Source organism: Streptomyces sp. ME02-8801-2C (assembly GCF_033793965.1).
Classification (GTDB): Bacteria; Actinomycetota; Actinomycetes; order Streptomycetales; family Streptomycetaceae; genus Streptomyces.
Genome location: NZ_JARAXP010000001.1, coordinates 281,558 through 294,301, shown reverse-complemented (window position 1 = coordinate 294,301; position 12,744 = coordinate 281,558). Strand labels below are relative to the sequence as shown.

The 12,744-nt window shown below is 69.5% G+C and carries 13 protein-coding genes; 3 read left to right on the top strand and 10 right to left on the bottom strand.

All coding sequences use genetic code 11. From position 1 onward, the window contains the following. Positions 1-237: 237 nt before the first annotated feature. Positions 238-1,677: an alkaline phosphatase PhoX gene (locus tag PV396_RS01345; protein WP_319199698.1), complete on the bottom strand. Its 1,440-nt coding sequence runs from the start codon at positions 1,675-1,677 to the stop codon at positions 238-240. A gap of 204 nt (positions 1,678-1,881) precedes the next feature. Further along, the gene (locus tag PV396_RS01340) at positions 1,882-3,423 is read right to left on the bottom strand and encodes a hypothetical protein (RefSeq protein WP_319199697.1); all 1,542 of its coding nucleotides are present in this window, start codon (positions 3,421-3,423) and stop codon (positions 1,882-1,884) included. A 480-nt stretch (positions 3,424-3,903) separates the two neighbouring features. Between PV396_RS01340 and PV396_RS01335 the strand changes: the two genes are divergently transcribed. Continuing rightward, positions 3,904-5,733 carry an endonuclease/exonuclease/phosphatase family protein gene (locus PV396_RS01335; protein ID WP_319199696.1) on the top strand — a complete coding sequence of 610 codons (1,830 nt, stop codon included), beginning with the start codon at positions 3,904-3,906 and terminating at the stop codon, positions 5,731-5,733. Positions 5,734-5,768: 35 nt separating this feature from the next. Here the strand turns inward: PV396_RS01335 and PV396_RS01330 are convergent, their stop codons facing one another. Beyond that, on the bottom strand, positions 5,769-6,515 hold the full coding sequence (locus PV396_RS01330) for an SRPBCC domain-containing protein (RefSeq protein ID WP_319199695.1): 747 nt from the start codon (positions 6,513-6,515) through the stop codon (positions 5,769-5,771). 5 nt (positions 6,516-6,520) lie between these two features. Then, complete coding sequence (locus PV396_RS01325; protein ID WP_319199694.1) at positions 6,521-7,174, bottom strand: winged helix-turn-helix domain-containing protein; 654 nt, start codon at positions 7,172-7,174, stop codon at positions 6,521-6,523. A 139-nt stretch (positions 7,175-7,313) separates the two neighbouring features. Between PV396_RS01325 and dapA the strand changes: the two genes are divergently transcribed. After that, a complete protein-coding gene (gene dapA / locus PV396_RS01320; protein WP_319199693.1) occupies positions 7,314-8,222 on the top strand; it encodes a 4-hydroxy-tetrahydrodipicolinate synthase in 909 nt (302 codons plus the stop codon). 80 nt (positions 8,223-8,302) lie between these two features. On the opposite strand, the gene PV396_RS01315 is transcribed toward dapA, so the two are convergent. The 4 genes from PV396_RS01315 to PV396_RS01300 form a co-directional block, all read right to left on the bottom strand. After that, the gene (locus PV396_RS01315; protein WP_319199692.1) at positions 8,303-8,536 is read right to left on the bottom strand and encodes a hypothetical protein; all 234 of its coding nucleotides are present in this window, start codon (positions 8,534-8,536) and stop codon (positions 8,303-8,305) included. Between the two features lie 127 nt (positions 8,537-8,663). Beyond that, positions 8,664-9,653 (bottom strand): 2,3,4,5-tetrahydropyridine-2,6-dicarboxylate N-succinyltransferase, encoded by a 990-nt coding sequence (gene dapD / locus PV396_RS01310; RefSeq protein WP_319199691.1) that lies wholly within the window; start codon positions 9,651-9,653, stop codon positions 8,664-8,666. A 181-nt stretch (positions 9,654-9,834) separates the two neighbouring features. Next, positions 9,835-10,389, bottom strand: a complete 555-nt coding sequence (locus tag PV396_RS01305) for a TetR/AcrR family transcriptional regulator (protein ID WP_319199690.1) — start codon at positions 10,387-10,389, stop codon at positions 9,835-9,837. Further along, complete coding sequence (locus tag PV396_RS01300) at positions 10,389-10,709, bottom strand: multidrug efflux SMR transporter (RefSeq protein WP_319199689.1); 321 nt, start codon at positions 10,707-10,709, stop codon at positions 10,389-10,391. The genes PV396_RS01305 and PV396_RS01300 overlap by 1 nt, the downstream gene beginning before the upstream one ends. 214 nt (positions 10,710-10,923) lie before the next feature. Between PV396_RS01300 and PV396_RS01295 the strand changes: the two genes are divergently transcribed. Further along, positions 10,924-11,832 (top strand): AbfB domain-containing protein, encoded by a 909-nt coding sequence (locus PV396_RS01295; protein ID WP_319199688.1) that lies wholly within the window; start codon positions 10,924-10,926, stop codon positions 11,830-11,832. Between the two features lie 98 nt (positions 11,833-11,930). Here the strand turns inward: PV396_RS01295 and PV396_RS01290 are convergent, their stop codons facing one another. Both PV396_RS01290 and sufU read right to left on the bottom strand, forming a co-directional pair. Next, entirely contained in the window at positions 11,931-12,263 is a 333-nt protein-coding gene (locus PV396_RS01290; RefSeq protein ID WP_053741509.1) for a metal-sulfur cluster assembly factor, read from the bottom strand. Further along, entirely contained in the window at positions 12,260-12,727 is a 468-nt protein-coding gene (gene sufU, locus PV396_RS01285; protein WP_319199687.1) for a Fe-S cluster assembly sulfur transfer protein SufU, read from the bottom strand. The genes PV396_RS01290 and sufU overlap by 4 nt, the downstream gene beginning before the upstream one ends. Positions 12,728-12,744: the final 17 nt, after the last annotated feature.

Genomic DNA, 12,744 nt, shown 5'->3' with positions numbered 1-12,744 from the left:
GCTTGTCGTAGGAGAGCACAGGACATGGCTTTGCCGCGACCTGTTCGATCGGAACCGCTGACCCGTCAGCCAGCCAGACAAGGCTTCCCTCTGCTATCCCGCCCAAGAGTTTTTCTGCCAACGCAGTCTCCCACCCACCCTCATCAGAACACGTGTGTCTGATCCGCACGTTATTTCAGAGGGTCCGGCGGGAGGCCACTTCGCACGTGAGGTCACTCGAAAGTGGCCCCTCGCTGGCTAGCTACGCTTCCAGGGGCCGGTGATGGCCAGCATGATCCCGGGCGTCTGAATGTTGGCGTACAGCGTCTTTCCGTCGGGCGAGAAGGTCACGCCGGTGAACTCGCTGTATTCGGGCGCCTCTTCGGTGCCGAGGTTCAGTTCGTTGCGGGCGATCGGGTACGTGCGTCCGCTGTCCGTCGCGCCGAACAGGTGCTGCACACCCTCGCCGTCCTCAGCGATGACCAGGCCGCCGTACGGCGAGACGGTGATGTTGTCGGGGCCGTCGAAGGCGCCGTCGGCCGACGGGTCGGGGTTCACCCCCAGCAGGACCTTCAGGGTGAGCGTGCGGCGCTTGGGGTCGTAGAACCAGACCTGGCCGTCGTGCTGGACGGGGCTCTCGGCCCGGGCGTACGAGGAGACGATGTAGGTGCCGCCGTCGCCCCACCACATGCCTTCGAGCTTGCGGGCCCGGGTGATCTCCCCGTCCGCGAACTGCTTGCGCACGGCGACGGTCTTGCCGTCGCGGTCGGGTACGTCGACCCAGTCGACGCCGTACACCGTGCCGATCTTCGTGGCGCGGGAGAGGTCGTCGACGAACTTGCCCGCGGAGTCGAAGCACTTGGGGGCCTGGAGCGTGCCCGCGGTGTCGGAGAGCGTGCGGAAGGCGCCGTGGCCGTAGTGGAAATGCTGCGGCGGGGTCCAGCGGTAGAGGAGGCCGTTGGGGGCGGCGGCGTCCTCGGTGAGGTAGGCGTGGCCTCGCTTCGGGTCGATGACGACGGCCTCGTGGTCGTAACGTCCGAAGAACTTCAGGGGCTTGGGGTTCTGGTTGGCGCGCCTGTCGCAGGGGTCGACCTCGAAGACGTACCCGTGGTCCTTGGTCATGCCGTTGACGCCGGCGCGGTCGGAGTTCTCCTCGCAGGTGAGCCAGGTACCCCAAGGGGTGCTGCCGCCCGCGCAGTTGGTGGACGTGCCGGCGATGCCCACCCACTCGGCGACGTGGCCACCGGGGCGCACCTCGACGACCGTGCAGCCGCCGGCCGCGGCGGGGTCGTAGACGAGGCCCTCGGTGAGCGGCACCGGGTACTTCCAGTTGGCGCGCGGGCCCTTCAGCTCGTGGTTGTTGACGAGGAGGGTGATGCCGCGCGGGCCGGCGAAGGCGGCGGTGCCGTCGTGGTTGGAGGGGGTGGTCTCGCCGGAGTCCAGCGTGGTCTTCCCGCTGTAGGTGATCACGCGGTAGGAGAACCCGGCGGGGAGCGCCAGCAGGCCCTTGGGGTCGGGCAGGAGCGGGCCGTAGCCGACCCCGTGGTGCCGGTCCTCCGCCTCTCCGTCCACGCTCTCGATGTCCGTGGACGCGAGAGCGTTCGGCGCGGTGGCGAGCGCGCCGACGCTGCCGGCCAGCGCGACCCCGGCCGAGGTGATCGCGGACTGTCTGGTGAAGTCCCTGCGGGTGAGCGACATGGTGTCTCCAGTGACGGCGGGCAAGCCGTGGCAAAGCCGGTTCGACGCCACCGTCCCGCCCACGCCTGAACGCGAGTTGAACGGAAGGAGGCAGCTGCCCGAAGGGCAGCGCCGACAGGGGCGCGGGGAACTGCGCGACAAGCCACGACGGCGCCGCAGCCGACCGGCAGCACAGCGCGGCCTCTTCCAGCGAAGCGAACCCGCTCACCCCCCTTGCTGCGACCGCGCCTTGAACGCCGCTTTCCGCGCCTCCTTGGCCACCCGCTTGTCCGGATGCAGCCGCCCCATCGCCTCCAGCACGTCCGGCGTTGCCGGATGGTCCACGCGCCAGGCCGCCTCGAAGAAACCGCCGTGCTGTCGTGCCAGCCCTTCCACCAGCCCGATCAGTTCCGCCGAGTTGCCCTCGGCGGCAAGCTGCGCGGCCACCGTGTCGATGGTCAGCCAGAAGACCATCTCCTCGGACGGGGGCGGCACATCCGGGGCGCCGTGCTCGCTGAGCCAGACGCGGGCGAGGCCGCCCAGTTCGGCGTCGTCGAGAACCTCGCGCAGCGCGGGCTCGGCCTCGGCGCCGACGAGGGACAGGGCCTGCTGGCAGCGCAGCCGCCGCAGTGGCGCGCCGGCGTCGCCGCCCCGGGCCGCCGCGAGCAACTCCCGGGCCGCCGCGAGGGGTTCGCGGCGCGTGAGCCATTGTTCGGTCTCGGCCTGCGCGGCCGTCGCGGGGAAGGACGCCGTGCCGTCGAGCAGCGCGTCCGCGCCCTTGTCGGCCAGTTCTCCGACGGCGGGCGCCTCGAAGCCGGACTCCAGCAGCCGGGCCCGTACGCCGTACAGGCCGAGCGGGGTCAGCCGCACCATGCCGTAGCGGGAGACGTCGGTGTCGTCGCCCGTCAGCGCGCCCTCGGCGGGCTCGTCGGTGTCCGCCATGAGCGCCTCGTCGACGGGCCGGTAGGTGACGAGTCCAATGGGCTCGAGCAGCCGGAACTGGTCGTCGAGGCGCATCATCATGTCCGAGACCTGCTCGAGGACGTCGTTGCTGGGCTCGCCCATGTCACCCGGTACGACCATGGACGCGGCCAGCGCCGGCAGCGGCACCGGGCTGCCGGCGGAACCGCCCTCGCTGACGCTCAGCAGGTACAGGTTGGCGAGCACACCGTCGAGGAAGGCGGCCTCCGCCTCCGGGTCCCAGTCCAGCTGGGAGAAGTCGACGTCGGCGCCCTCGTCCACGGCGTCGAGGAGATCGTCGAGGTCGGGCACGGTCGCGTCGGCGAGGACGGTCTCCAGCGCCCCGAGCCACACCGCGAGCACCTCGTGCGGCGACCCCGAAGTGAGCAGCGCCAGGTCCTCGCCCACGGTGACGGTGCCCTCGTCCTCGTCGACGACCTCGACGAGCCCGGCGTCCACGGCGATCCGCCAGGCCTCACTGGCATGGGCGAGCGCGTCCTCGACACCCATCCCGACACCAACGCCACCGACGCCCGCCTCACCGGCATCCGCACCCCGGGCGCCCACGCCACCGACACCCCCGGCGCCTGCGCCACCGGCACCCTCGCCGCCGAGCAGCCCCAGCGCCCGGGCCGCCGCAGGCAACTGCTCCTGGACGAGTTCGCCGCCGGCCCCGACCCGGGTGTCCGGCCCGGCCCAGCGGGCCAGCCGCGCGGCACGGGAGACCAGCGGGGCGGCGAGCGCGTCCCGCGCCAGCTCCGCTTCGGAGTGCAGTCGCACCGGCGGCAGGGGGGAGCTGTCTGACATCGGCTGTTTTCTCCTCAGGCGCCCGAATGGCCGTACGACGGGCACCCGGGTGCGCCCAGGTCCGACGACGGCGTCTGACGACCGTACGACGTCGCGTTGAAGGCCGTACGACTCAGCCGCTCAGCCTAGACGGATTTGGCACCATGCCGCCCGGTTCATGAACCTGTCAGAGGAGGTACATGGCTGAAACCTTGACAACTGCCCTGACCAGGCAGGAGATTGACGCGCGTAGAAGTCGAGGGGTGCCGTTTCACCGCATCCCCCTGACTTCCGCCGTGCTCCATCGTGTTCACTGTCCCCCAAGGCCGGGCGTTCACTGCCGATCGCCCGGTGCCGAGCCTTCGGCGCGGAGCCTTTCGCACCGAGTGTTCACCGGATGTCTACGCGCGTCGCCAGCCGCCCAGCAGGTCGCGTTCCCCCCACTGCACCACCCTTGTCACATTCGTCCCGGCACCCACGCTTGTCCCCGGAGGGATCCCGTTGCCGAGCAAGTCTTCCGCGCGTCTCGCCGCGCTCACTGTCGCCGCCGTCTGTTCAACGGTCGCCACCATGGTCGTGGTTCCGTCGGCCGCGCACGCCGACACCGTGCGCATTCATGACATCCAGGGCACCACGCGCCTCTCCCCGCTCGCGGGCCAGAAGGTCACGGACGTGGCGGGAATCGTCACCGGCGTCCGGACCTACGGTTCGTCGCGCGGCTTCTGGATCCAGGACACGGCCCCGGACGCCGACCCGGCCACCAGCGAGGGCGTCTTCGTCTTCACCAGCTCCAAGCCGACCGTCACCGTCGGCGACTCGGTCACCGTCACCGGCACGGTCTCGGAGTTCGTGCCGGGCGGCGCCACGTCCGGCAACCAGTCGGTGACCGAGATCGTCAAGCCGACGGTCACCGTCGTCTCCAGCGGCAACGCGGTCCCGGCCCCGGTCGTCGTGGACGCCAGGTCCGTACCGGCCGCGTACACCCCGGACGGCGACACCGCCGCGAGCGGCTCGGTGAACGCGCTGACGCTGCGGCCCAAGAAGTACGCCCTGGACTACTACGAGTCCCTCGAGGGCATGAACGTCCAGGTCAAGGACGCCCGCGTGGTCACCGCCACCGACCCGTTCACCGAGCTGTGGGTCACGGTGAAGCCGTGGGAGAACCCCAACCGGCGCGGCGGCACGGTGTACGGCTCGTACACCTCGCAGAACACCGGCCGGCTCCAGATCCAGTCCCTGGGCGCGGTCGCCGACTTCCCGACCGCGAACGTCGGCGACAGCCTCAAGGGCACCACGACCGGCCCGCTGGACTTCAACCAGTTCGGTGGCTACACCCTCGTCGCCAACGAGCTCGGCACCCTCAAGCAGGGCGGCCTGAAGCGCGAGACGACCCGCAAGCAGTCGCGGAACGAGCTCGCGGTGGCGACGTACAACGTCGAGAACCTCGACCCCTCGGACAGCACCTTCGCCGCGCACGCCGCCGCGATCGTGAACAACCTGCAGTCGCCCGACATCCTGTCCCTGGAGGAGATCCAGGACAACAACGGCGCGACCAAGGACGGCACGGTCGCCGCCGACCAGACGGTCAAGAAGCTGATCGACGCGATCGTGGCGGCGGGCGGCCCGGCGTACGACTGGCGCTCCATCGACCCGGTCGACCTCGCGGACGGCGGCGAGCCCGGCGGCAACATCCGTCAGGTGTTCCTGTTCAACCCGGCGCGGGTCTCCTTCACCGACCGGCCGGGCGGCGACGCCACGACGGCCGTCGGTGTCACCAAGGACCACGGCAAGGCGGCTCTGACCCTCTCGCCGGGCCGAATAGATCCGACGAACGCGGCCTGGACGAACAGCCGCAAGCCGCTCGCGGGCGAGTTCGTCTTCCGCGGCAAGACCGTCATCCTGATCGCCAACCACTTCTCCTCGAAGGGCGGCGACCAGGGTCTCACCTCGCAGTTCCAGCCTCCGGCGCGCAGCTCGGAGACCCAGCGTCATCTCCAGGCGACCGCGGTGAACTCGTTCGTCAAGGACATCCTGAAGGTCCAGAAGAACGCGGACGTCATCACGCTCGGCGACATCAACGACTTCGAGTTCTCCGACACCGCCAAGCTGCTGGAGGACGGCGGCGCGCTGTGGTCGGCGATCAAGTCGCTGCCCAAGAGCGAGCGTTACACCTACGACTACCAGGGCAACAGCCAGGTCCTGGACCAGATCCTGGTCAGCCCGTCGATCAGCCGCGGCTGCGACTTCGACTACGACTCCGTGCACATCAACTCGGAGTTCAACGACCAGATCAGCGACCACGACCCGCAGGTGCTGCGGTTCCAGCCGTGACTCCCGCTGGCGCTCCCGCCTGAACTCCCGTTGGATCAGGGCTGGTTGAACACCCCGTTCAGCCAGCCCCGCCATTCGCCCTCGCACTCCTTGATGTCGGAGTCGGGGGCGAAGTCGTGCAGGGAGACGCCGACCGGGTATCCCCAGTGGTTGCGCCCGAAGAAGCGGGTGAGGCCCCGGTCCGTGCGCAGCCCGATGAAGTACGGGTTGCGGAAGTCGACCACGGCCTCGAACTCGTCGGGCCCCCGCACCGTCACCCGCGCGCCGACGGCCACGTCCTCCCCGACCCCGAGCGCCCGCCCCACGACGGCGAGCGCGTCGGCGGCCTTGGACTCCTCGGGCCCGTCGAAAGTCGCGAAGGCGGCCGGCCGGGGCGCGAAGTGCGTGAGGTACTCGCGCAGCGTGTGCAGATAGAAGTCGGTGTGCCGGGCCGCCCCGTCGTACTGGTTGTCCCAGTCGTCGACGAAGATGCCGCTGTGCACATAACGCACCCAGGCCCGGCGGCCCTCGTCCCGCGGCTCGATCGTGTAGTCGAGCTGGTTGAGGGTCTGTTCGGAGATTCCCTCGACGTCCTCGACACGGTTGGTGTAGCGGTGCGGCGGGTCCCAGGCGACGACCGTTGACCCGAAGGGCCCTTTGCCGCCGGCCTTCGGCTCCGGCGGCTCCATCGGCCACAGATACCCGCCGGTCCCCGTGGTGATCGCCTCCCACACCTCCTCCGGGCGCGCATCGACCTCGAACTCACGAGCGATCTCGAATTCCCTGGACGCTTCCTCGGACATGGTGCTCACTCCTGAGTGTCTGCGGCAGCCGCGACTTCCGCGGTGCCTGTCGGGCCTGAAGCCGGCCGTTCGGCCTGGGGTTTGACGGTCGGATGCACGGCCACGACGATCCGATGACCGCGCCCGCCCTCGGCGTCGGGCGAGTCGTATTTGCGCACCAGCGCGCTGACACCCGCCGTCAGCTCCTCGATGAACGCGGCACGGTCACCGGCGGAGGCGAACCGCACCTCGCCGTCGAGCGCGTAGGTGGCGAGCCGCTTGCGGGCCCGGGTGGCGCCGGTGATCAGCGTGCCGACGTCCCGCACCAGCCGCGCCCCGACCGCCAGCAGCCAGCGCGCGGAGAGCTGGTCCCGGAAGCGGTCGGGATCGGGCTGTACGGCGGCGAGGGCGAGCGGCGAGATGACGTACGAGGCGGCGGTCGCCCGCATCAGCCGCTCGGTGACATTGCCCTTGCGCCGCTCTCCGGCCAGCTCTACCAGACCGTGCCGCTCCAGCGCCTTGAGGTGGTAGTTCACCTTCTGCCGGGGCAGTCCGACCTTCCCGGCCAGCATGGCGGCGGAGGCGGGCCCGCCGGCCAACTCGGCGAGCAGTCGACCCCGTATGGGGTCGAGCGAGACGGCGGCTGCCGCCGGGTCCTCGATCACGGTGACGTCCAGCATGGCTCCACCGTCCCACCGAACAATTTTTTTGTCCAGGGGAGAAAAGTCTTCGGAGAATGGAGACCGCGAAGTGTTACTTACGTATACCCTGCACAAGAATTAAGTAGAGCTTCACCAAGGTCTTGCCGAGACTGCTCGCATGACAACCCCACCCACGCCACCCCCTCCCCCCTTCGGCCGCGCCCTGTGTGCGATGGTCACGCCCTTCACCGCCGAGGGCGCCCTGGACCTCGACGGCGCGCAACGCCTCGCCGACCGACTGGTGACCGAGGGCTGCGACGGCCTCGTCCTCTCCGGTACGACGGGCGAGTCCCCGACCACGACGGACACGGAGAAGTCCGCGTTGGTACGGGCGGTGCGGGAGGCGGTCGAAGGGCGGGCGTCGATCGTGGCGGGCGTCGGCACCGCGGACACCCTGCACTCCGTGGAACTGGCCCGGGCGGCGGAAAAGGCGGGCGCCGACGGCCTGTTGGCGGTCACGCCCTACTACAGCAGACCCCCGCAGGACGCGATCGAGGCCCACTTCCGGGAGTTGGCCGACGCCTCCGCCCTGCCCCTCATGCTGTACGACATCCCGGGCCGCACCGGCGTCCGCATCGAGCCGGAGACAATGATCCGCCTCGCCACCCACCCGAGGATCGTCGCCGTGAAGGACTGCGCGTACGACCTGATGGCTACTCAGAAGGTGTTGTCCCGCACCGACTTGGCGATCTACACGGGCTGCGACGAATACGTACTGCCGCTGTACGCACTGGGGGGCGCCGGATACGTCAGCACGGTCGCCAATGTGATCCCCCGTCACTTCCGGTCCATCATCGACACGTTCGACGCGAGCCGCACAGCCGAGGCCGCACGCCTACAGCAACGGGCGTTTCCCCTCACTGAGTTGATGATGGCCTCGGGCCTGCCGGGCGCGGTCACGGCCAAGGCCCTGCTGGGCGCACTGCGCCTGCCCTCGGGTCCGGTACGGGCGCCGCTGCGATCGGCGGGCCGCGAGGCGACGAACGGCCTGGTGGCTGCGTACGAGGATGTGCGGGACCTGACGTAGGCCACCGCGGCCGCACGGAAAGGGGCCCGTACCGTGCGCCCTGCGGCAGCGGTCGGGCCCCGGCCCCTGAAGGGCGACAGTCACTCCCAGCGGTACCCGTCGCCGAACAGCAGGAAGTGCTCCAGCACGTCCTCCATCGGATCGTCGACCTGGCCGATGTTGACCAGGCCGACCCGGGGACCGTTGTGCGAACCGGTGTTGGTCTCGTCCGCGTGCGCGGTCCCCGCGGGAGCCCCGCAGACCACGGCCGCGGTGACAGCCGCTCCCGTGAGCCAGCGCGCCCGCGTCACAGTCCTCGACCGTCCGTTCGTCATGTACTCCACCCCTCGTCGGTACTTCTACCGCTTCTGCTCCGGCAGTTGATCGGACCCTGTGTCCACCAGTTCATCTGCCTGAAGCCCGACGAGGTCACGGGGAGTAACCCGTACGTGATCTTGGGAGTCAGTTGTGGCTGTGCAGTACCTCGTTCAGCCCGCCCCAGACCGCGTTGTTCGGGCGGGCCTCGACCTTGCCCGTGACGGAGTTGCGGCGGAAGAGGATGTTGGAGGCGCCTGAGAGTTCACGGGCCTTGACGATCTGTCCGTCGGGCATGGTGATGAGGGTGCCGGCGGTGACGTACAGCCCGGCCTCGACCACGCACTCGTCGCCGAGCGCGATCCCGACACCGGCCTCGGCGCCGATCAGGCAGCGCTCGCCAATGGTGATACGGACCTGGCCGCCGCCGGACAGGGTGCCCATGGTGGAGGCGCCGCCGCCGATGTCGGAACCGTCGCCGACCACGACACCCGCGGAGATACGGCCCTCGACCATCGACGTACCGAGCGTGCCCGCGTTGAAGTTGACGAAGCCCTCGTGCATGACGGTCGTGCCCTCGGCGAGGTGCGCACCGAGGCGCACCCGGTCGGCGTCGGCGATGCGGACGCCCTTGGGGGCGACGTAGTCGGTCATGCGGGGGAACTTGTCGATGGACGTGACCTGGAGGTAAAGGCCCTCGGCGCGGGCGTTGAGGCGTACCTTCTCGACGTCGTCCACGGCGACCGGGCCGAGCGAGGTCCAGGCGACGTTGGCGAGGTGGGCGAAGATGCCGTCCAGGCTCTGGCCGTGCGGCTGGACGAGCCGGTGCGAGAGCAGGTGGAGGCGCAGATAGACGTCGTGCGTGTCGAGCGGCTTGTCGTCGAGGGAGGCGATGACCGTACGGACCGCGACGACCTCGACGCCACGGCGCGCGTCCGGACCGACCGCTTTCGCCGCGCCCTCGCCGAGCGTCTCGACGGCCCGCTCGACGGACAGCCGCTCGGTGCCGGCGGGGCCGGGCTCGACGGACAGCTCGGGGGCGGGGAACCAGGTGTCGAGTACGGTGCCGTCGGCGGCGACGGTGGCAAGCCCGGCGGCCACGGCGCCGGTGGTGCGGGGAGCAGTCGTGTCGGTCATGGAGAAAACCTAACTTGAGAAACCCCACCCGGGCGAACCGGTACGGAGCGGATCTCAAGGACCGGGCAACCGCCCCTCAACGGTCACTGGCAAACATGCCGAGACGGGTGGGCGGGTGGGAAACCAGGCCTGTGCAACAACACCGCTCGCCCCTCGAACACCGGACAACTCGCCCGACCCCCTACCCACAACCCCCCGCGCCCCCCAACACCCTCCCGAACACCTCCCGGGCGAACCCCTCGTCGTACACACCCCCGGTAAGCAGCACCTGCAGACAGATCCCGTCCATCACCGCCACCAACGCCCGCGCAGTCACCCCGTCCGTCCGCCCACCCAGCAACTCCGCGACCCCCTCCGCCCACTCGGCGGCAACAGGCCGCAACGCCGGCCGCCGAAGCGCCGCCAGATACAACTCGCACTCCAGCTCGACCCCCGCCCGGTCCCCCGACAGCCACTCCCCCAGCAACCCGGCAAGCTCCCCCGCCAGATCGCCCCGCCCGTCCCGCAGCCCACCCCGCGCGGCCACGACCTTCGCGAACCCCTCGTTCGCCTGCCTCAGCGCGGCGACAAGGAGTTCGTCGAGCGTGCGGAAGTGATACGTCGTGGACCCCAGCGGCACATCCGCCTCCGCCGCCACCGACCGATGGCTGAGCCCGGCGATCCCCTTCTCCCCCACCACCCGGATCGCCGCGTCGATGATCCGCTGCCGCCGCTCGGGGTCGTACCGCCGAGCCATCAGTGCGCACCGCCCATGTTGAGGACGACGACCCCGCCGATGATGAGCACGATCCCTGCGATTTTGGCCACACCCATGCCCTCTCCGAGGAACACCGCACCGATCGTCGCGACAGCCGCGGTCCCGATCCCCGACCAGATCGCGTACGCCGTACCGACGGACACCGTCTTCAGTGTCTGTGCGAGCAGCACGAACGCGATGGCATACCCCAGACCGGTCAGCAAAGAGGGCCACAACCTGCTGAAACCGTCGCTGTACTTCATGGCGGTCGTGGCGCCCACTTCGGCGGCGATGGCTCCGACCAGCAACAGATATCCCATGTGTACGAGTGTACGCATAGATGCGTACACTCGTACACACTCCCCACCCCAAATCCACCCTCATTGCGCACCCCACCACCAACTCCCCCGCCCCCCGGTCTCATTGAGGAAACAACCCTTCCAACAGCCCTGGCCGTCACCTAGCCTCGCGTCCATTACTGTTTCAACAAACCCGTTCACACGTTCGCCACAGGCGACGCCGGAGGAACAGCGCATGACAGAAGAAAAGCCCCGGCTCATCCCAACTCAACCGTGGGAGAACGGCTGGGCCCCGGACACCTCGCATGTGCCCGGGACGCGGCGGCTCTGGATGGCGGGCACCCTGGCCCTGTCGGTCGTGGCCGCCTGTGTGACCGCGATCGTCGTCACCGACCGGCAGGCCGTGGACGCGGCGCCCGCGGCGAAGGCCCCCGCCGCGACGCCCGGCGCGACGTACCCCGGTCTCCTCACCTTCGCCTCCCCGAGCCCGTCCGGCACCGAGGCCCCGAGCGGAAAGAGCGGCCTGTGGTCCGCTCAGCCTGGCACTCCGACCGCGCCGACGGCGTCCTCGCCCGCGACCCCGGGAGCCCCTGCGGCCCCCGCCGCCCCCGCCCCGGGCGCCAAGGGCCCCTCCCCCGCGCCCGCCAAGAACCCCCCGGCGAAGCCGGCCCCCGCCCCGTCCCCGGGCAGGTCCACGGCCGCGCCCACCCAGCCGGACCGCTCCTCCCTCAGGTCGGTCGAGGCGGCCAACTACCCCGGCCGCTACTGGCACGTGTCAGGCGGTCTGGTGAAGGTCGACCCGGTCGCCGGTTCGGAATCCCGCGAGGATTCCACCTTCAGCGTGGTCCCGGGGCTGTCCAACGGTTCCTGCTACTCGTTCAAGACGCACGACAACAAGTACGTGCGCCACCGCAACTTCGTCCTGCGCGCCGAACGCAACGACGGTTCCTCGCTGTTCCAGCAGGACGCCACCTTCTGCGCCGGGTACTCGGGGGGCGGCGGGGGCGCGGTGCTGCTCTCGTCGGTGAACTACCCCAACTACGCGCTGCGTACGAAGGACTTCCAGATGCGCCTGGACCCGTGGGGCTACAACACGACCAACAGGCAGGACTTCTCCTTCCGCATCGTGAGCCCGCTGGCCTGAGCGGACCTGAGCGAACGCAGAAGCGGCGGCACCCTGACAGGGTGCCGCCGCTTTCACATACCGCGTGCGGAGAAGCAGGCGAGAAGTCCAGAAGGATCTCAGACGTTGAATCCGAGCGCCCGAAGCTGGTCCCGTCCGTCGTCCGTGATCTTGTCCGGGCCCCACGGCGGCATCCACACCCAGTTGATGCGCAGTTCGTTGACGATGCCGTCCGTGGCGGACTTGGCCTGGTCCTCGATGACATCCGTGAGCGGGCAGGCCGCCGACGTCAGGGTCATGTCGATCGTCGCGATGTTCGCGTCGTCGATGTGGATGCCGTAGATCAGGCCGAGGTTGACGACGTCGATACCCAGTTCGGGGTCGACGACGTCGTACAGCGCCTCGCGGACCTCGTCCTCCGAGGCCGGCTTCATCTCAATGGTCTCGCTCATGCCGTCTTCCTTTCGGCGGCGTCCGAGCCCAGGGCCTGGGCCGTCGCGTCCTTCCACGCCATCCAGCTCAGCAGCGCGCACTTCACCCGGGCCGGGTACTTGGAGACACCGGCGAACGCGACGGCGTCCTCCAGCACCTCCTCCATCGCGTCGTCCGGCTCGACCTTGCCCTTGGACTGCATCAGCACCAGGAAGGTCTCCTGGATCTGCTGCGCCTCGGACAGTTCCTTGCCGACCAGGAGCTCGTTCAGCACCGAGGCCGAGGCCTGGCTGATCGAGCAGCCCTGGCCCTCGTACGACACATCGGAGATCGTCGTCCCGTCGTACTTCACACGCAGGGTGATCTCGTCGCCGCATGTCGGGTTGACGTGGTGCACCTCGGCGTCGCCATCCCGAAGACCACGCCCGTGCGGGTGCTTGTAGTGATCCAGGATGACTTCCTGGTACATCGAATCAAGCTTCATGCGATCGCTCGCCAATC